The sequence below is a fragment of the Actinomadura miaoliensis genome, from assembly GCF_039536785.1.
GTDB classification, from domain to species: Bacteria; Actinomycetota; Actinomycetes; order Streptosporangiales; family Streptosporangiaceae; genus Spirillospora; species Spirillospora miaoliensis.
The window spans coordinates 20,426-38,572 of record NZ_BAAAZG010000069.1 but is presented as its reverse complement, the minus strand read 5'-3'; the positions used below and the strand labels follow the sequence as shown (position 1 = coordinate 38,572).

The 18,147-nt window shown below is 71.4% G+C and carries 19 protein-coding genes; 7 read left to right on the top strand and 12 right to left on the bottom strand.

Annotated elements, in window-relative coordinates; all coding sequences use genetic code 11:
* Window positions 1-662, bottom strand: a 662-nt coding sequence (locus ABD811_RS39960) for a B3/B4 domain-containing protein (RefSeq protein ID WP_344958260.1), incomplete at its 3' end; no start/stop codon positions are given.
* A gap of 94 nt (window positions 663-756) precedes the next feature.
* On the opposite strand from ABD811_RS39960, the gene ABD811_RS39955 reads away from it, so the two are divergent.
* Window positions 757-1,320, top strand: coding sequence for a helix-turn-helix domain-containing protein (locus ABD811_RS39955; protein WP_344958258.1), 564 nt, complete (start codon window positions 757-759; stop codon window positions 1,318-1,320).
* A gap of 54 nt (window positions 1,321-1,374) precedes the next feature.
* On the opposite strand, the gene dnaN is transcribed toward ABD811_RS39955, so the two are convergent.
* The 3 genes from dnaN to ABD811_RS39940 all read right to left on the bottom strand — a co-directional run bounded on the left by dnaN (window position 1,375) and on the right by ABD811_RS39940 (window position 4,976).
* Window positions 1,375-2,535 carry a DNA polymerase III subunit beta gene (gene dnaN, locus ABD811_RS39950; protein ID WP_344958256.1) on the bottom strand — a complete coding sequence of 387 codons (1,161 nt, stop codon included), beginning with the start codon at window positions 2,533-2,535 and terminating at the stop codon, window positions 1,375-1,377.
* Between the two features lie 381 nt (window positions 2,536-2,916).
* Complete coding sequence (locus ABD811_RS39945) at window positions 2,917-3,477, bottom strand: methylated-DNA--[protein]-cysteine S-methyltransferase (protein ID WP_344958254.1); 561 nt, start codon at window positions 3,475-3,477, stop codon at window positions 2,917-2,919.
* Between the two features lie 26 nt (window positions 3,478-3,503).
* Complete coding sequence (locus ABD811_RS39940) at window positions 3,504-4,976, bottom strand: AlkA N-terminal domain-containing protein (RefSeq protein WP_344958252.1); 1,473 nt, start codon at window positions 4,974-4,976, stop codon at window positions 3,504-3,506.
* 155 nt (window positions 4,977-5,131) lie between these two features.
* Between ABD811_RS39940 and ABD811_RS39935 the strand changes: the two genes are divergently transcribed.
* The 3 genes from ABD811_RS39935 (at window position 5,132) to ABD811_RS39925 (ending at window position 8,030) form a co-directional block, all read left to right on the top strand.
* Window positions 5,132-5,494, top strand: coding sequence for a nuclear transport factor 2 family protein (locus ABD811_RS39935; protein ID WP_344958250.1), 363 nt, complete (start codon window positions 5,132-5,134; stop codon window positions 5,492-5,494).
* A 41-nt stretch (window positions 5,495-5,535) separates the two neighbouring features.
* On the top strand, window positions 5,536-6,894 hold the full coding sequence (locus ABD811_RS39930; RefSeq protein WP_344958248.1) for a methyltransferase: 1,359 nt from the start codon (window positions 5,536-5,538) through the stop codon (window positions 6,892-6,894).
* Window positions 6,895-7,118: 224 nt separating this feature from the next.
* Window positions 7,119-8,030, top strand: a complete 912-nt coding sequence (locus tag ABD811_RS39925) for an SDR family oxidoreductase (protein ID WP_344958246.1) — start codon at window positions 7,119-7,121, stop codon at window positions 8,028-8,030.
* Between the two features lie 60 nt (window positions 8,031-8,090).
* On the opposite strand, the gene ABD811_RS39920 is transcribed toward ABD811_RS39925, so the two are convergent.
* Window positions 8,091-8,315, bottom strand: coding sequence for a helix-turn-helix domain-containing protein (locus ABD811_RS39920; protein ID WP_344958244.1), 225 nt, complete (start codon window positions 8,313-8,315; stop codon window positions 8,091-8,093).
* The gene (locus tag ABD811_RS39915; RefSeq protein ID WP_344958242.1) at window positions 8,315-8,926 is read right to left on the bottom strand and encodes a DUF2975 domain-containing protein; all 612 of its coding nucleotides are present in this window, start codon (window positions 8,924-8,926) and stop codon (window positions 8,315-8,317) included. Before ABD811_RS39915 ends, ABD811_RS39920 begins: the two co-directional genes overlap by 1 nt.
* A 279-nt stretch (window positions 8,927-9,205) precedes the next feature.
* On the opposite strand from ABD811_RS39915, the gene ABD811_RS39910 reads away from it, so the two are divergent.
* A complete protein-coding gene (locus ABD811_RS39910; RefSeq protein ID WP_344958240.1) occupies window positions 9,206-10,069 on the top strand; it encodes a methyltransferase domain-containing protein in 864 nt (287 codons plus the stop codon).
* A 130-nt stretch (window positions 10,070-10,199) separates the two neighbouring features.
* Here the strand turns inward: ABD811_RS39910 and dnaB are convergent, their stop codons facing one another.
* On the bottom strand, window positions 10,200-12,890 hold the full coding sequence (gene dnaB, locus ABD811_RS39905) for a replicative DNA helicase (protein WP_344958238.1): 2,691 nt from the start codon (window positions 12,888-12,890) through the stop codon (window positions 10,200-10,202).
* 431 nt (window positions 12,891-13,321) lie between these two features.
* Between dnaB and ABD811_RS39900 the strand changes: the two genes are divergently transcribed.
* Together ABD811_RS39900 and ABD811_RS39895 are read left to right on the top strand one after the other, a co-directional pair.
* Complete coding sequence (locus ABD811_RS39900; RefSeq protein WP_344958236.1) at window positions 13,322-14,656, top strand: MATE family efflux transporter; 1,335 nt, start codon at window positions 13,322-13,324, stop codon at window positions 14,654-14,656.
* Window positions 14,657-14,751: 95 nt separating this feature from the next.
* Complete coding sequence (locus tag ABD811_RS39895; protein WP_344958234.1) at window positions 14,752-14,940, top strand: hypothetical protein; 189 nt, start codon at window positions 14,752-14,754, stop codon at window positions 14,938-14,940.
* Between the two features lie 117 nt (window positions 14,941-15,057).
* Here ABD811_RS39895 and ABD811_RS39890 read toward each other — a convergent pair whose 3' ends face one another.
* The 5 genes from ABD811_RS39890 to ABD811_RS39870 form a co-directional block, all read right to left on the bottom strand.
* Window positions 15,058-15,207: a hypothetical protein gene (locus tag ABD811_RS39890; RefSeq protein WP_344958232.1), complete on the bottom strand. Its 150-nt coding sequence runs from the start codon at window positions 15,205-15,207 to the stop codon at window positions 15,058-15,060.
* Window positions 15,208-15,317: 110 nt separating this feature from the next.
* A complete protein-coding gene (locus ABD811_RS39885; RefSeq protein WP_344958230.1) occupies window positions 15,318-16,307 on the bottom strand; it encodes a peptidoglycan recognition protein family protein in 990 nt (329 codons plus the stop codon).
* Between the two features lie 384 nt (window positions 16,308-16,691).
* The gene (gene rplI / locus ABD811_RS39880; protein ID WP_344958228.1) at window positions 16,692-17,138 is read right to left on the bottom strand and encodes a 50S ribosomal protein L9; all 447 of its coding nucleotides are present in this window, start codon (window positions 17,136-17,138) and stop codon (window positions 16,692-16,694) included.
* A 20-nt stretch (window positions 17,139-17,158) separates the two neighbouring features.
* A complete protein-coding gene (gene rpsR / locus ABD811_RS39875; protein ID WP_026403973.1) occupies window positions 17,159-17,395 on the bottom strand; it encodes a 30S ribosomal protein S18 in 237 nt (78 codons plus the stop codon).
* Between the two features lie 204 nt (window positions 17,396-17,599).
* Window positions 17,600-18,127, bottom strand: a complete 528-nt coding sequence (locus ABD811_RS39870) for a single-stranded DNA-binding protein (protein ID WP_344958223.1) — start codon at window positions 18,125-18,127, stop codon at window positions 17,600-17,602.
* Between the last annotated feature and the right edge of the window lie 20 nt (window positions 18,128-18,147).

Here is an 18,147-nt window from a genome sequence, read left to right as displayed (position 1 = left end):
TCCCCGCCGATGAGGCGGGCGGCGATCCGGACGTCGGGCGAGACGGCGCGCAGCCGGGCGGCCAGCTCGTCGCCCGCCTCGCGCAGCCGGTCCAGCGGGTACGGTTCGAGGCGTTCGAGCAGGAAGAGGGCGTTCTTGGTGGACTCGGTGATGCGGGTGCGGACGCACTGCCGCCAGTTCCAGCGGCGGCAGGTCACCCCGGCGTCGTCGCGCCACACGACCTCGCCCTCGTCCGGGTGCTCGACGGCCGGCTCACCGCCCGCGACGGTGTCGAACGGCTCGTCACCGCCGGCGCGGACGAGGCGCGCCGGCCCGCGGTAGGCGTCGAGGTCCTCGCCGCCGATCGGCAGCGCGTACTGCACGCTGACCGCGTTGTAGGCGTCGACGACCTTGTTGATCGTGGGCAGGGCGTCGGCGCGGCGCAGCAGCGCGTCCACGGACGGCCGGGTGCGCTGCGGCTTGGCGCCGAACGCCCGGTAGGCCTCGCGCCAGGCGGTGACGTGCGGGTCGTCGGGGACGGCGTGTTCGGCGGCGGCGGCCAGCCACGCGGCCGAGCTGTCGTCGCCGGGGCCGTTGAGCAGGCCCTCCGCGGTCATCACGAGCACCGCGAAGTCGGGACGCAGCGTCCGCACGGCGTCGTCGACGACGATCCGGTCCAGCATTTGGGGGTTCCCTCATCTCGGTCAGTAAAATGCAATCGAAAGTCAGTATAACGACCGACGGTCCGGGGCCGGACTGCGGCGGCGGGAGGAACCTGTGAGCGACCAGGAAGCGATCGGCGAGGCTGTCGCCAGGACCGTGCGGTCCCTGCGCGCCGGGCACGGCTGGAGCCTGGACGAGCTGGCCGGCCGCGCCGGGGTGAGCAAGGGCGTCCTGGTCGGCCTGGAACAGGGACGCGGCAACCCCAACCTGGGCACGCTGATCCGCATCTCCGACGCCCTGGGAGTGCCGCTGACGCGCCTGGTGCAGGTCGAGGAGGAGCCCGCGACACGGCTCTTCCCACCCGACCGGCACGTGGTGCTGTGGCACGGCCCGTCCGGCGGCACCGGAACCCTGCTGGGCGGCAGCGACCCGCGGCCGTCACTGGAGCTGTGGCGGTGGGTGCTGCGGCCCGGCGAAGTCCGCCAGAGCGACGCGCACGTCCCCGGCACCAAAGAGATCATCTACGTCGAGGACGGCGTCCTGACGCTCGGCGTGGCCGGTCACCGCGACACCGTCCAGGCGGGCACGGCAGCCGTCTTCGTCGGCGACCGCCCCCACTCCTACAGCAACGAGACCGACGAAGACGTCCGTTTCGTCCTGGCCGTCCTGGACCCGTGACTCCCCTCCCGCACCGAACGCCCCTCCGCTCAGAGGGGGGCGGTGGGTGGTTGGTCAGGTGGTGAGGCGGATGGGCATGAGGAGGTAGCGGAAGCCGGTGTCGCCTGCGTCGTCGGGCGGTGTGTCGGTGTCGGAGTCGTCGCGGCGGTCGGGGATGGCCGTCAGCAGCGCGGGACGGGTGGGGCCGGTGCACTCCAGGCGGGTGTACTCGGTGTCGATGCCGGCAAGGCCGTCCAGCAGGTACTGGGGGCTGAAGGCGATGTCGATCTCGTCACCGGTGAGCTGGGCGGGCATGGTCTCGTTGGCGCGGGCGGCGTCGCCGGAGGCGGCCCGTATCCGGACCTGGTCGCCGGTGAAGTCCAGACGGAGCGGGGTGTTGCGCTCGGTGACCAGCGCCACCCGCTTGATCGCCTCGATGAACGGGGCGGTGCGGACCCGCGCGGTGGTCGACCACGCATCGGTGAGCCGCGACCGGTAGTTGATGAACTGGTCGTCCAGCAGCCGCGTGGTCATGCTGCGGTCGCCGCCCGAGATGCCGATCAACGTGTCGCCCGCGCCGCCCAGGCCGATGGAGACCTGCGAGCCGGCCCGGATCGCGCGGGCCGTGTCGGCGAGGGTGCGGGCGGGCACGACGACGCCCGCGGTGAAGTCCGGGACCGACGGCGACCAGGTCAGCTCACGCGCGGCGATCCGGTAGCGGTCGGTGCAGGCCAGCCACATCGTGTCGCCCTCGAAGTCGACACGGACGCCGGTGAGCATCGGCAGCGTCTCGTCGCGTCCGGCGGCGGGCGTCACCTGGGCGACGGCGGCGGCGAACACGTCGCCGGGCACCGTCCCGGACGGCTGCGGCGGTTCCGGCAGGGTCGGATAGTCCTCCACTGGCAGCGTCTGGAGGCCGAACTCGGCGCTGCCGCAGCTCACCACGACCTCGGTGCCCTTGGTCACCACCTCGACCGGGTGGGGCGGAAGGTTGCGCACGATGTCGGCCAGCAGACGCCCCGGCACCAGGACGCGGCCCGGCTCGGTCACGTCCGTCTCGATCGTGGCCTTCGCCGACACCTCGTAGTCGAACCCGGAGAGGGTGAGCGCACCGTCGGCGGACGCCTCGACGAGCATCCCCGCCAGCACCGGAAGCGTGGGCCGTGACGGCAGGGTGCGCGCCGCCCACGCCACGGCGTCGGCGAGCGTCTGCCGATCCACGCGGAACTCAACCATGGCTCAGCCCCCTTCGGTCGTCACAGCGCACGTTAACCGCAGGCCCTGACAAAAATGCGTTTCCCCTGTATGGAGGAGCCGAAGCCCACCAGCGGGGGAATCACGGCCCGCTAACAACCAGCAGGGCCAAGGTCATGAAAACCTGCCCGACGTTAGGAACACCCATCGCGAACCACCCCATCGTCAGGCCGCCCACGTGAGGCGTGTCTCCGCGAGGGGTCCGTCGAAGGGGTGGCTGCTGGGAGGGTGGGGCCGTTGAGGGGTGCGCCGTGGGGCGTGGGGGTGCTTCGGGGTGGGCTCCACAGCGGAGCGTGGCGTGTTGGCTCGGGGGGCTCTTCTGGGGCGGGCGCCTCCGGCCCTGGGGGCGGAGGCGCCTGCCGGTTAGAAGAGGGCGGCCTCCTTGGTGGTGCGGCGTTCGAAGTCGAGGAGGAAGCGCTTGCGCTCCAGGCCGCCGCCGTACCCGGTGAGACTGCCCGTCGAGCCGATGACGCGATGGCACGGGACGATGATGCTGATCGGGTTGCGGCCGTTGGCCAGGCCGACCGCGCGGGCCGCCGTCGGCTTGCCGATCTCCTGGGCGAGTTCACCGTACGAGATCGTCTCGCCGTAGGGGATCTCCTGCAGGGCCGCCCACACGCGCAGCTGGAACGGCGTCCCGTGCAGGGCCAGCGGCAGGTCGAACGTGGTCAGCTCGCCGGCGAAGTACGCCTTGAGCTGCTCGGCGACGGTCGCGAACGGCTCGTCGGTGACCGCGACCCGCGCGCCGAACCGCTCGTCCGGCGGACGGTGGCGTTGCGCGTCCACGTAGGCGCCGCAGAGGACGCCGTCGTGGGCGACGAGCGTGAGCGGCCCGACGGCGCTGTCCAGCACGGCGTGCGTGCGGTGTTCGGCCTCGGGCGCCGCGACCGGCGGCGCGGTCGCCGTGGTGGGTGTGGAGGTCATGGAGACACAGATCCCTTCGAAGGTCTTCAGGCGGGGATGCGGTTGATGGCGTGGTCGCCGGTCGCCCACAGGTACTGGACGGCGTAGGCGCGCCATGGCCGCCACCGCGCCGCGCGGCGGATGAGGGCGGCCGGGGTGGCGGGCAGGCCCAGGTCGGCGGCGGCGACGCGGATGCCGAGGTCGGTCGGGACGAACGCGTCCGGGTCGCCGAGGGCGCGCATGGCGATCGTCTCGACGGTCCAGGGCCCGATGCCGGGCACGGCGGCCAGGCGGGCGCGGGCCTCGTCCCAGTCGGTGCCGGCGTCCAGGTCGATGTCGCCGGTGGCCAGGGCCGTGATCAGCGCGGTGAGGGTGGAGCGGCGGGCGCGCGGGAAGGCCAGGGCGGACGGGTCCGGCTCGGCCAGCGCCTCGGGGGCCGGGAACAGGTGCGTCAGGCCGCCGCCGTCCGGATCGGTGATCGGCTCGCCGTGCGCGGCGACCAGACGGGCGGCGTGCGTGCGGGCCGCCGCGGTGGACACCTGCTGGCCGATCACCGCGCGGATGGCGAACTCCGCCGGGTCGACGGTGTGCGGGACGCGCCGTCCCGGGGCCTTGTCGACCAGCGAGGCCAGGACGTCGTCGGCGCGCAGCAGGTCGTCGACGGCGACCGGGTCGGCGTCCAGGTCCAGCATGCGGCGGCACCGGCTGATCGCGATGGTCAGGTCGCGCAGGTCGGTGAGGGTGAGCGTGCAGGCCACGTGGTCGGGGAACGGGCGCAGCGCGACGACGCCGTGCCCGTTCGGCAGCCGCAGCGTCCGCCGGTACGCGCCGTCCCGCCACTCCTCGACGCCCGGGACGGCGGTGGCCGCCAGGTGCCCGAACAGGTTGTCGGGGCACAGCGGGGCCCGGAACGGCAGCCGCAGCGACAGCGCCCCGGACGCGAGGGCCGTCCGCCCCCGCGTCGCCCGTTCACGCAATTGGGTGGGGGTGAGCGCGAACACCTCCCGCACGGTGTCGTTGAACGCCCGGATGCTGGCGAACCCCGCGGCGAACGCCACGTCCCCCATGGGCAGGGCCGTGGTCTCGATGAGCAGCCGTGCCGTCTGCGCGCGCTGGGCCCGGGCCAGGGCGAGCGGTCCCGCGCCAAGCTCGGCGTTCAGTTGCCGTTCGATCTGACGGGTGCTGTAGCCGAGGCGGGCGGCGAGGCCGGGAACCCCTTCGCGGTCCACGACGCCGTCGGCGATGAGCCGCATGGCGCGGGCCACGACGTCCGCGCGGTGGTTCCACTCGGGGGATCCGGGGCTGGCGTCCGGACGGCACCGTTTGCAGGCGCGGAATCCCGCCTGCTGGGCGGCGGCGGCGCTGGGGTAGAAGCGCATGTTCTTCGGTTTGGGCGCCACGACGGGACAGCTGGGACGGCAGTAGATGCCGGTGGTCACCACCCCGACGAAGAACCAGCCGTCGAACCGGGCGTCCTTCGCCTGGACCGCCCGTGTGCACCGCTCCACGTCTTCGTGCATGCGTCCAGCTTCACCGATGGTCACCGGCGTTCACTAGCGAAAATCCGACATCATCATGGCTCATGACGCGTCAGGTAATCGATTCGGCCCCGGCCGTGGCGCCACTGTGGTGACCGGCGGGAACAAACCCGCCGGCTACTTCGAGGGAGAAACCCGTGAGCGACGCCCGTGAACTGATCGAACGTTACCTGGCCGCCTGGAACGAGAAGGACCCCGCCGCCCGCCGCGCCGCCGTCGACGACCTGTGGACCGAGGACGCCGCCTACGTGGACCCGCTGGTGGTCGCCGAGGGCCGCGACGCCATCGACGCCACCATCGCGGCCGTCCAGGCGCAGTTCCCCGACTTCGTGTTCCGGCTGGCGGGCGACGTGGACGCCCACCACCACCTGGCCCGGTTCACCTGGGAGCTGGGCCCCGAGGACGGCGAGGCCGTGGTGGTCGGCTTCGACGTGGCGGAGTTCTCCCAGGACGGACGGCTCGGCAAGGTCCACGGCTTCCTCGACAAGGTTCCCGCCTGAATTTCGCACGGCGGGGCCCCGCGGCCCTACAGTGATCGCAAATGGACCACGAAGCGGACGGGCGCCGGGCCGTCGAACACCGCGACGACCACGGCGCCGACCGCCGCGGGGACAGGCGCCCCGCCGGCCGGCACCGGCGCGGCGCCTCCGGTGGCCGCCGCGCCGCCGGGCACGACGACCAGGTCGGCGCCCAGGTGACGGACAATGAGCAGGGCGGCGGGCAAGGCGCGGACGAGCAGGCGGGCGGCGGGCGGACGGACGAATTGATCGTCAGGTGGAGTGAGGACGACGCGGAGCGGTCGGCGCGCTGGCGTTCGGAGAACCGCACGCCCCCGCCCCGCCGCGTCGTCGTCGCCGACGACCGGATGCGGGCCGACGAGGCGTACCGGCTGGCGTGCGAGGGCACCGCGCTGCTGTGGCGCGGCGACTTCCAGAACGCGCGGCAGCTGCTGTCGGCGATGTCGCGGCGCGCCGACCGCACGCCGCGCCGCAAACGCCGCGCCCACGGCAAGGCCGACGTCCCGCCTCCCGCACAGCGTTTCCATCTGCACAGGCAGGCACAGGGCCAGCGCGCCCGCGTACTCGGCATGCTCCTGATCCCTGTGGACGCGGGCCATGTCGTCCCCCTGCGACGTGCACCCGACGTACGGGACGCATGCCAGGAGGTCTACGGCCCGGCAGAGGAACCGTACGTGGTGTCCCTGCGGGAGCTGCAGGGTCTGATCGGCGCACACGAATGGCGCGCGAAGGGCGTGCCCATCCCCGCCTTGGGCGGCGAGCGGATCCACCCCCACTACGGGGTGTTCTCGCCCATACGTGGCGAGTACGTCGACCTTGTGGCGCGGGCCCCGCTCCCGTCCACCGAACTCGCGTACGACATCGGCACCGGCACGGGCGTGCTCGCCGCGGTTCTGGCACGCCGGGGTGTGGCACGGGTGGTCGCCACCGACGCCGACCCGCGCGCGCTTGCCTGCGCACAGGAGAACGTCGTCCGCCTGAATTTGTCAGATCGGATCGAGGTCGTCCAGGCCGACCTGTTCCCCCCTGGACGAGCCCCGCTGGTGGTGTGCAATCCGCCCTGGCTCCCCGCCCGCCCCACTTCGCCACTGGAACACGCCGTCTACGACCCCGACAGCGCCATGCTGCGCGGCTTCCTGAGCGGGCTCCCCGCGCACCTCACCCCGGACGGCGAAGGATGGCTGATCCTGTCCGACCTCGCCGAGCATCTCGAACTCAGAACGCGCACGGAACTGCTCGACGCCTTCGCCGAGGCCGGCCTGACGGTCGTGGACCGGCTGGACGCCAAACCCACTCACCCACGCGCCACCGCCCCTGACGACCCGCTGCACACCGCCCGCGCCGCCGAAACGACCTCCCTCTGGCGCCTCTCCCCCGCCTGACGCGACCCGTACCCCCCGATCAGCGGGAGGCGTCGCGCGGCTAGGCCCGGTGGGCGCCGCACGCTCGCTGGACGACGTTCCCCTCCACGCGCCCGCTGGCGCCACGCCTACAGCCTCGACCGGCCCACCGGCGAGGCCGCCACCAGCCCGGTCATGAACGCCGACAACGGGGACGGGCATGCCCGCTATAGTAAACGAACGGACATTTACTAATGGAGGCAGGCATGCGGCTCAGCGGCAGGGTCGCCCTGGTGGCCGGGGGCACGCGGGGAGCCGGACGAGGCATCGCCGTCGAACTCGGCGCCGCCGGAGCGACCGTGTACGTCACCGGACGCACCACCCGGACGGCCCGTTCCGACCTCGACCGGCCCGAGACCATCGAGGAGACCGCCGAGCTGGTCACCGCGCGCGGCGGCACGGGCATCGCCGTCCGTTGCGACCACAGCGACCCCGCCCAGGTGCGCGCACTCGTCGACCGCATCGGGTCCGAGCGGGGAGGGCTCGACCTGCTGGTCAACGACGTGTGGGGCGGCGACCACCTGACCACCTGGGACCGTCCGCTGTGGGAGCAGGACCTGTCGGCCGGCCTGACGCTCCTGCACCGCGCCGTCGACACCCACATCATCACCAGCCACCACGCGCTGCCGCTGATGGTGGCGCGGCGCCGCGGGCTCGTCATCGAGATCACCGACGGCACCGAACGGATGGTGGACGAGCTGCTCAACGGCTACCGCGGCTCGTTCTTCTACGACCTGGCCAAGCAGACCGTGATCCGGCTGGCCAGGAACCAGGCCGCCGAGCTGCGCGAGCACAACGTCGCCGCGCTGGCCCTCACCCCCGGCTTCCTGCGCTCGGAAGCGATGCTCGACCACTTCGGCGTCACCGAGGACGACTGGCGGGACGCCGTCGTCAAGGACCGGCACTTCGGCGCCTCCGAGACCCCCGCCTACATCGGACGCGCCGTCGTCGCGCTGGCGGCCGACCCGGACGTCATGTCCAAGAGCGGCGGTTCGTACAGCACGGGTGAGCTGGCCAAGGAGTACGGCTTCACCGACACCGACGGCACCCGGCCCGACTTCGCCGAGTACTACCGCGGCTTCCTGGCCCGCTCGGAGCAGGGGTCTCCCACGGCGTGACGTGCCGATGAGACGCCCGGCGTCCCACGTCTGCAACGAGGACGCCGGCCGGCGGGGATCTCACGGCTCGTCGAAGCTGAGGAGGTCTCCGGGCTGGCAGTCGAGCTCACGGCAGATGGCGCTCAGGGTCGTGAAGCGGATCGCCTTGGCACGGTCGTTCTTCAGGATGGACAGGTTGACCACGGTCACGCCGACGCGTTCGGCGAGCTCGGTCAGGGTCATGCCGCGTTCTTCCAGGAGACGGTCCAGGTGGACCTTGATCTGATGCGACTCCTCCGGCGGCATCAGACCAGTCCCTCGGTGTCGGCGCGCAGGCGGGCGCCGTGCCCGAACGCCCCGGCCGCGGCGGCGACGAGCGACGCGACGAGCAGCCACAGCGCCGACAGCTCGTAGGAGATCTCGACGGACGGCTCCACCGCCGTGCCGCTGACCAGGACGGTCGTTGTGATCGTGTCCAGCAGCGGCACGAGCGTGGCGTCCAGCAGCACCGCCAGGGCGATGACGTACAGGCGCCGCGCGTTGCGCGGGTCGAAGACGTCGCCGTCGCGCAGCGTCCGGGCCACCCGGAGCAGCAGTTCCAGGATGACCACCAGCAGCAGGGCCCCGGCCACCCCCGGGAGGACGAGCAGCACCCGCTCCCCCAGGCTGGGATCGGCGACGACCAGCTCGGCCGTGCGCGTGCCGCGCAGCGCGACCTCGGCGGTCGCCTCGGGCGCGCCGGGCAGCCGCGTGACACCGTCGACATGGACCTCGCGGGTGTCGACGGGAGACAGCGGCCCGGTCACCCCCAGGACCGGAAACAGGACCTCGAACAGCCCGACCAGCAGCAACGCCAGCCCGAGCAGCGCCTCCAGGATCCGGCTGTCGAGCCGACTCCACCATGCCGCGGCCTTCATTCCACTCTCCTCGCTCACTTATCGTTTTTCGATAATATCGACTTTCGATATGCCCGCGTCAAGGCCGCCCCCGAGGCTGCCGTTGACCATCTCCACGAAGGAGTCCGACCCTTCCGCCAAGGACCGAGCACGTCGCACCACGGCCGGAACACCGAGGCCGGCCGGCGAAGACACAGCACACCGACGCCGACGGCGGAGGCCGGACCGGATGCCGCCCTCCGTCCGTCGTGCCCGTATCCGGTTGCGGCGAAGGGGCGCCGCTCCCTAACGTCGCCAGACGTGACGAACGATGCTGCGGCGACCAACCGGGACACCTGGAACATCTGGGCCACCGCACACGGACAGGACGACTACTACGACAGCGCGGCCCTGGTGGCCGGGGCCGACTCGCTGACCGACGTCGAACGCGCCGGGCTGGCCGCCGCCGTCGGCGACGAGGTGGACGGCCTGCGGGTCCTCCACGTCCAGTGCCACCTCGGCTTCGACGCGATCTCCCTGGCCCGCCGAGGCGCCCGCGTCACCGGCGTCGACTTCTCCCCGGTGGCCCTGCGCAAGGCGCGCGATCTGGCCCGCCGCTGCGACGTGAACGTGGAGTTCGTCGAGGCCGACGTGACCGACCTGCCGTCACGGCTGACGGGCGGGTTCGACCTCGCCTACGCCACCATCGGCGTCCTGTGCTGGATCGCCGACATCGACGCCTGGATGCGCTCGGTCGCCATGGCACTGAAGCCCGGCGGCCGGTTGCTGCTCGTCGACGGCCACCCGCTGTTCCAGATGACCGAGAGCATCGACCCGCTCGTCCTGGACTTCCCCTACGCCTACGACGGACCGCACGAGTTCACCGCGACCGGCTCGTACGCCGCCGCGACACAGACCACCACGACCGTGCAGTTCGCGCACTCACTCGGCGAGATCGTCACCGCGGCGGCGACGGCGGGCCTGCACGTCATCCGGCTGGACGAACACCTCGACGCCCCGCTCGACCTGGGCAGGGGAATCCCGCCCGACGCCGACGGACGGTACCGCTTCCGCGTCAACGGCCGGAACCTGCCCCTGCTCTACACCCTCATCGCCGAACGCCCCGCCACTGTGACCCCATCCCCACACGCGCCCACCAAACGTCCCGGCGCTGGCGACACGTAGCGCACGCCGTCATCGCCCGCAAGACCGACGCCCACCTGCCGGCCACCGACGGCTCACATCCACCCTCGGGTCTTGCGTTCGGCGACGCCCAGCCGCTCAGCGACTCGTGGCACTGCACGGGCACCGGCCGTCACTGTGCCATGTCGACGAAGCGGCTGTAGTGACCCTGGAATGCCACCGTCACCGTCGCGGTGGGCCCGTTACGGTGCTTGGCCACGATCAGGTCGGCCTCACCGGCGCGCGGCGACTCCTTCTCGTAGGCGTCCTCACGGTGCAGCAGGATGACCATGTCCGCGTCCTGCTCGATCGAGCCGGACTCACGCAGGTCGGACACCATGGGCTTCTTGTCCGTCCGCTGTTCCGGACCACGGTTGAGCTGCGACAACGCGATGACCGGCACGCCCAGCTCCTTGGCCAGCAGCTTCAGCGAACGGGAGAACTCCGACACCTCGACCTGACGGCTCTCCACCCGCTTGCCGGACGTCATCAGCTGCAGATAGTCGACGATGACCAGCCGCAGGTCATGCTGCTGTTTCAGGCGCCGGCACTTGGCCCGGATCTCCATCATCGACATGTTCGGCGAGTCGTCGATGAACAGCGGCGCCTCGGCGACCTCGCTCATCCGCCGGGCCAGCCGCGTCCAGTCCTCGTCCGTCATCGTCCCCGACCGCATCGCGTGCAGCGCCACCCGCGCCTCCGCCGACAGCAGACGCATCGTGATCTCGTTGCGGCCCATCTCCAGGCTGAAGAACGCCGAGGTCAGCCCGTGCTTGATGGACGCGGCACGGGCGAAGTCCAGCGCCAGCGTGGAGTTGTGCGTGGGGATGCACGACCGTCCGGCCAGGTACATGTGGTCGTCGTTGTCGACCTGCACGCACCGCACCGGCACGCTCTCCACGGGCCGCACGTCCACGATGTACCGGACGCGGCTTTCCGGGCGGACGGTCCTGCGCAGCCGCGCGGCCTTACGCGGCAGCCGGAACACCGGCTCGGCCGGAGTGAAACCGATCCGGTAGAGCATCGAGGTGTCCTCCGAGCGGCCGTTGACCTGCTCGGTCGTCATGGTGGCCTGGTAGCCCAGCGTGAGGATGAGCTCGCGGGCGTCCTCCGCCAGCCTGCGATTCGTCAGGCCGAGCTGCACCCGCCCGGTCTCGGAGACGTGGCCATGGGTGTCGAGCAGCCCGGCCAGCAGCGCCCGCCGCTGCTCCTCCGAAGCCCGCAGGTAGACGCCGGGGATGTGCTTGCCCCCCAGCAGGCCCAGCTCACGCAGTCTCGTCCGGAGGCCGGACGGCCCGACGTCTCCCAAAGTGGCGTGTCGCACGACCGGCTGTCCGGCGCCCGCGATCTCCTCGTCGACGTGCCCGCCGCTTCCGCCGCCGAGCCAGGCGCCCAGCACGTACGGGTCGATGGGCAGGTCGACGGGCGGCAGGTGGAACGGGGCCGCTACCGCCACGGCGTGGTTGGGACGGTTGTCCCCGTCGCAGCGCAGGGTGGCGGCGATCTGCGCGGTGGTCTTGATCGGGTCGTGCTGGACGGCGGTCGCGACGTTCCCAGACGTGTCCGAGATGGTCGGCACCGGCGTGCCCGCTGCGCCGAACCGCCCGGCCTGAGCAATCGTGCGGCCCGTTCGCGAAACGGTGCCCGCACCAGCCGCCGTCACGAAGCCGCCTTCGTCGGCACAGCCCGGACGCGCGATCCGGTGGAGCAGCGTCCCGGCAAGCTCCTGGCTGCGATACCCCCGGCTGCGGGGCTGGTGGTCGAAGCCCGGCCACGTGCCGAGCGCGGTCACCGTATGTGAGGCGCGGGAAGATCCGTCGACGACCGCGAGCACCGCTTCCTTGTGCCGCCCGCTCGCCACGTCCACCGCACGCCCGACGGGCAGTTCGGCCCCGTGGTGGCCCCGCTTGCGCCGCGACCGCCGGCGGCGACTCTCTCGGGTGCTGGTCCGCCACTGGTGCTCGGCGTCGGCGACGATCACCTCGCCGTCAGAGAACTCGATCTCGTAGCACGGCCGCCCGGACATCACCTCGGTGGCCGCCACGACCCGGGTCGGCCGCCCGTCGGCTCCGATCAGCATGTCGCCGACCTCGACCTCGCCCATGGTCGTCCAACCGGCGGGGGTCGGCAGCGGTGTGTCCAGAGACAGCGCCTTGCCCATGGCGGGTCGTGCGGCGACGACGATCATCTGACCCGCGTGAAGGCCGTTGGTGAGGGCGTCGAGATCGGCGAAGCCGGTGGGGACGCCCACCATCTGGCCGCCGCGGCTGCCGATGGCCTCGATCTCGTCCAGGGCGCCGGGCATGATCTCGCTGAGCGGGACGTAGTCCTCGCCGGTGCGCTTCTCGGCGATGGCGAAGACCTCGGCCTGGGCGCGGTCGAGAACCTCGTCGGCGTCCGCGCCGTCGGCCGCGTACCCCATCTGCACGATGCGGGTCCCGGTCTCGACGAGCTTGCGCAGCACCGAACGCTCGCGGACGATCTTGGCGTAGTAGCCCGCGTTGGCGGCGGTGGGCACCGAGGAGATCAGCGTGTGCAGGTACGGGGCGCCGCCCACCCGGCCGATCTCGCCGCGCTTGGTCAGCTCGCCCGCCACGGTGACGGCGTCGGCGGGGTCGCCGCGTCCGTACAGGTCCAGGATGACGTCGAAGATGATCTGATGCGCGGGACGGTAGAAGTCCTGGGTGCGCAGGACCTCGATGACCTCGGCGATCGCGTCCTGGGACAGCAGCATGCCGCCCAGTACGCCCTGCTCCGCGGTGATGTCGTGCGGCGGGGTGCGTTCGAACTCCTGCTCCTGGGGTCCGAGATCGGTCACGCTCACCTGCACACCCCCTTGACTCGGTCACCGGACGCCTCGTCGGCACCGATGTCGCCCCCGTAACCCAGATGTACCGGAAGCCTCCGACATTCTCTGGCCGGCGTGCCGGGGGCGCAAAGGCGGCTGTGGACGGCCTGTGGAGGGGCTGTGCAGACACGCCGGTAGACCCTGTGCACAACCTGGGGACAACCCTGCGGATAACTCCACCCAAGATCCCCCAGCAGGCCCCTGGCCTGCGAAAACACGATCCACCGGGTGTGTGGGAAAGAAAGTCCACCGTTCCCGCCACGAGCCTGCGTCCCGAGCCGCGCCCACACCCCACCGCCCGGGGAGGCCGCTGATCTCGTCGCGGATCACGTCGGGCAGCGCACGGGCATCGCTGTAATATCCAAATTTTTCATACCCCTTACAGACTTGGTAGCGTTGCGGCAGTGATGGCCCGTTCACCCCTGCGCCGGCTCGGCAACGCGCACGACCGCGAGATCCTGCGGCTCGCGCTGCCCGCGTTCGGCGCGTTGATCGCCGAGCCGCTGTTCCTGCTCTCCGACTCGGCCATCGTGGGGCACCTGGGCACGGCGCAGCTCGGCGGCCTGGGCGTGGCCGGTCAGGCGCTGGCGACGCTGGTGTACCTGTGCGTCTTCCTCGCGTACGGCACGACTGCCGGGGTGGCCCGGCAGGTGGGGGCGGGCGACGTCCGGGCGGCGGTCCGGCAGGGCATCGACGGCATGTGGCTGGCGTTGGCCATCGGGACGGTCCTCGCCGTCGTGGGCTGGCCGCTGGTCCCCTGGCTGATCGATCTCTTCGGGGCCTCGGCCTCCGTCACCCCGTACGCCCGGACGTATCTGGCGGTCAGCCTCCTCGGCATTCCGGGAATGCTCGTCGTGCTGGCCGGTACGGGCGTGCTTCGCGGCCTCCAGGACACCCGTACGCCGCTGCTGGTCTCCATCGGAGGTTTCTCGGGAAACCTCGTGCTGAACCTGGTGTTCGTGCTGGGGCTGGGCTGGGGCGTCGCGGGTTCGGCCTGGGGGACCGTCATCGCTCAGACGGCGAGCGCCGGCGTGTACGTCGCGGTGGTGCTGCGCGCCGCCCGCAGGCACGGCACGCCGGTACGGCCGGATCTGGGCGGGCTGCGCACCGCCGCCACGGCGGGAGTGAACCTGCTGCTGCGGACGGCGGCGCTTCGCGTGGTGCTCATCGTGGGCACCTCCGTGGCCGCTCGCATGGGCGACGCCGAGATCGCCGCCTACCAGGTGGGTTTCCAGGTGTGGACGCTGCTGGCCTTCGCGCACGACGCCATCGCGATCGCCGGGCAGGCCATCACGGGACGCTATCTGGGGGCGTCCGACACCGCGGGAGCGCGCGCCGCCACCCGCCGGATGGTGCAGTGGGGCCTCGCCTGCGGGGCGGTGTTCCTGCTGGGCATCCTCCTCGTACGGCCGTGGCTGCCCGGGTTCTTCACCAGCGACGATCAAGTGCGTGACCTGCTGCTGGTCAGCCTGCTCCTGATCGCGGCGCTGCAGCCGATCGCGGGCGTCGTGTTCGTCCTGGACGGCATCCTGATCGGGGCGGGCGACGGCGCGTACCTGGCCGCCACGACCCTGATCGCGACGCTGGTGTTCCTGCCCGCCGCACTGGTGGCGTACGGGGCGGGTGCCGGGCTGGTCGGGCTGTGGCTGGCCATCGGATTGTGGATGATCGCCCGGCTGATCACGCTGGCCGTGCGGGCGCTTGGGGACGCCTGGCTGGTCACCGGTGCCGTCCGCCGCTGACCAGCATGAAAGCGCGCCGCAGGGGTCTGTGTGATGGACGGGACTCGCTTGCCGAAAGCCTCTCCACGAGCCCCCTGAGCCGATAGAATTCGAACATGCGTTCTATACACGGCGAGCGTCTCGCCCTGCTGACCCAGGCGATCGACGACCTGGCCGCCGAGGGCATGGCCGGCCTGCCCCCGGAGGCCCTGGTGGAACGCATCGCGGGCATCTGGTCCCTGGTGGAGGGCATGGACCCGGAAATCGCCCGCCGCCGCAGCCGCTATATGACCACCGACAACTAGCCCGTAGACACCGCGAACTCTCGTACAGGCCCGCCACAGCACCGTGCACGGACACAGCGTCGATGAACGTGATGATCCGGCCCTCACCGGCCTTGATCTCGTTCAGGACGGCCTTGCTCAGCACGTGCGGCCGCAGACCCGCAGGCTGCCGCCGGGCAGCAGCCCGCCGACCAGGCCGCCCACGATGCCGGAGGGTTGCCCGACACCCTCATGCTCCAGAACACCCTCGCCCAGCCCGAACGGAGCGACGCAGACCGAGCCGTACAAGCGGGCACCGACTTTGACGACCGTCCCGGCTTAATCAGGTCTTCGCGGTGACCTTCCCGCGCGTTTCACACATCAGCGCAGACGTCAGCGCCCCGGAGCGTCTCCCCTGCTCAAAGGTCCAACAGTGGCAATCTGTAGGCGTTACCGGGCGCTTGTGGCGGAGTGGACGGATTCGTCGGGGCCGGTCCCGGTGACGCGGTTGTCGCGTCAGGGCTGGGAGACGGAGAACTGGGCGTCTCAGGTGCGGAAGGACGAGGCGTCGGCGACGTGCTCGGCGTGGGGGCGGCGTCGGCGTCTGGATGCGAAGCACGGGCATCGGCCTTCTTGCCCGCGCGCTGCTTCTTCGGCCGGGCGCGTCTGGTCGAACGTTCGAGACGGGCCGCGACGCCGCGCCGCAGGTCGGGGAGCATCGCGTACAGGACGTCGCCGGGGCAGTCGGTGGCGGCGAAGTCGCGGTGTCCGACGATGGCGCGGAACGGGTCGAGCTCGTACTGCGCACACAACCACGCGCAGACCCGCTCCAGGGAGACCCAGAGCCGGCGGGGCACCTCGTCCTCCATATAGGTGCCCTCGTTCTCGATGCCGATGGTGGTGCGGTTGTAGCCCCGGACCTGCGCACCGACGGCCAGGCGGCCGCTCCGGATGGCGCTCAGGCTGCGGTTTCTGCCCTCCATCACGTGGCCGCCACGGCTGATGGTGAGCTGCTGCCCGGCGTCGGCCCAGCCCCGAACCCGCATGTGGTGTCGCTGGATCCAGCGTGACAGCCAGTAGGCATGGTGAAGCGACGCGTCCGGGTAGTTCGGCGTGGCCGTGTGGTGGACGACGATGTTTCTGGGCGGACGGTGCAGAATCTGGGCGCGTTCCCGAGGCGGCCGCGCACCCCACTCGCTGCGCGTGTAGATCCGTGGACGGAGAGCGGTGAGGGAAAGTCGGCGGTCGTCATAGCCGCCCGCCGGCAGTTGACGCGAGTCCGCGGCGGCCACCGCGGGCAGCGTCTCCAGAAGGAAGGCGTCGAGCAGGCCGATGCCGAGCACCCCCGCCACCGTCCGGCGCATCGGCCCCCTGCCTTCTTCAGGATGACCTTTCGAAAGCGCGGCCATATCGCCCCTTCCCCCCGTGGTCGATCACTACGGAAGGTAGTTGTCCGGCAGACGGGACACCAAAGAGAGGGCGTTTCACGGACGTTTCACATGAAACGGACCACAGACCGCTCCCAGACGGACATCCAACCGCCACCTGTTCAGGGGAATGTGAGGGGGTGCCGGGCTGGCTTTGGTCACTTGGGGGGCGGCGTTGGTGTTGGTGGGCACGGCCCTCGCTGGGACTGGGGGTGCGTCCGCTTGGGGGAAGGCGCGAAAGGTTGGAAAGCGGAGCCGGACGGGGAGGGTCCGGCGCGATGCGCCACGTCGCTTGGTGGGGCTGTCGGCCGCTGGTGGCCCCTAGGCGGCGTGGCGCATCGCGTCAGTGGTGTTCTCGCGGTCGGGTCAGGCCGCGACGACGTTGACGTCGATCGTCGCGTTGACGTCGGCGTGCAGCCGGACGCTGACCCGGTGGGCGCCGAGCGTCTTGATCGGGTTGGCGATCTCGATGCGGCGCTTGTCCAGGTCGGGCCCGTCGGCGGCCTTGACCGCCTCGACGATGTCGGCGGCGGTCACCGCGCCGAACAGGCGCCCGTTGCTGCCGCTGCGGGTGCGCAGCGTCACCTTCAGGGCCTGCAACCGGCCGGCGATCTCCTGGGCGTGCTCGATGGTCGCGATCTCGCGGGCCGAACGCGCCTTCTTGATGGACTCGATCTGCTTCTCCGCGCCGCGGGTCCACTTGATCGCGAACCCGCGCGGCACGAGGTAGTTGCGGCCGTAGCCGTCACGGACCTCGATGACGTCCCCCGGCTCGCCGAGCCCGGAGACCTGCTGGGTCAGGATGAGCTTCATGTTCGCTGGTCCCTCCCCACTCAGCGCGCGGTGCTGGTGTACGGCAGCAGCGCCATCTCGCGGGCGTTCTTGATCGCCGTGGCGACGTCCCGCTGGTGCTGGGTGCAGTTACCGGTCACGCGACGGGCACGGATCTTGCCGCGGTCGGAGATGAACTTCCGCAGCAGGACCGTGTCCTTGTAGTCGACGTAGGAGATCTTCTCCTGACAGAACACGCAAACCTTCTTCTTGGGCTTGCGCGGAGGTGGCTTCGCCATCGTGGTGCTCCTTTAACGAGAGCCCCGCTCACGCGGGAATGGACGTGTGTTTCGTTGGGCGCCGGCCGACGCGGCGCGAGGCCCCCACCGGCCAAGCCGGGTGGAGCCGCTCGCCGTGCGGCCGACGGGTTCGGCCGGGTGCGACGGCCGCCACGACCGGGGTCGGTCGTGGCGGGTCGCAGCCGAGGCGTGTCCGAGCGCGGGTCAGAACGGCGGGTCGTCGGAGAACCCGCCGCCGCCACCGCCACCGCCGGTGGTGGCCCAGGGGTCGTCCATCGGGGCGCCGCCGGGGCCGCCGGCCTGGCCGCCGCCACCGCCGAAACCGCCACCGCCACCGCCGGGGCCGCCGAAGCCGCCGCCGCCCTGGCGCTGGGTCTTGTTGACCTTCGCGGTCGCGTTGCGCAGGGACGGGCCGACCTCGTCGACCTCGATCTCGTACACGGTGCGCTTCTCACCCTGCTGGGTCTCGTACGAGCGCTGCTTGAGCCGGCCCTGCACGATCACCCGCATGCCGCGCTGCAGGCTCTCGGCCACGTTCTCGGCCGCCTGCCGCCAGACGTTGCAGGTGAGGAAGAGGGCCTCGCCGTCCTTCCACTCCCCCGACTGGCGGTCGAAGAACCGCGGCGTGGACGCGACGCGGAACGACGCGACCGCCTGCCCGCTGGGGGTGAAGCGAAGATTCGGATCCTCGACGAGGTTGCCGACAAGGGTGATTTGGGTGTCGCCTGCCATGGGCTCGCTCCGGCTGGTGT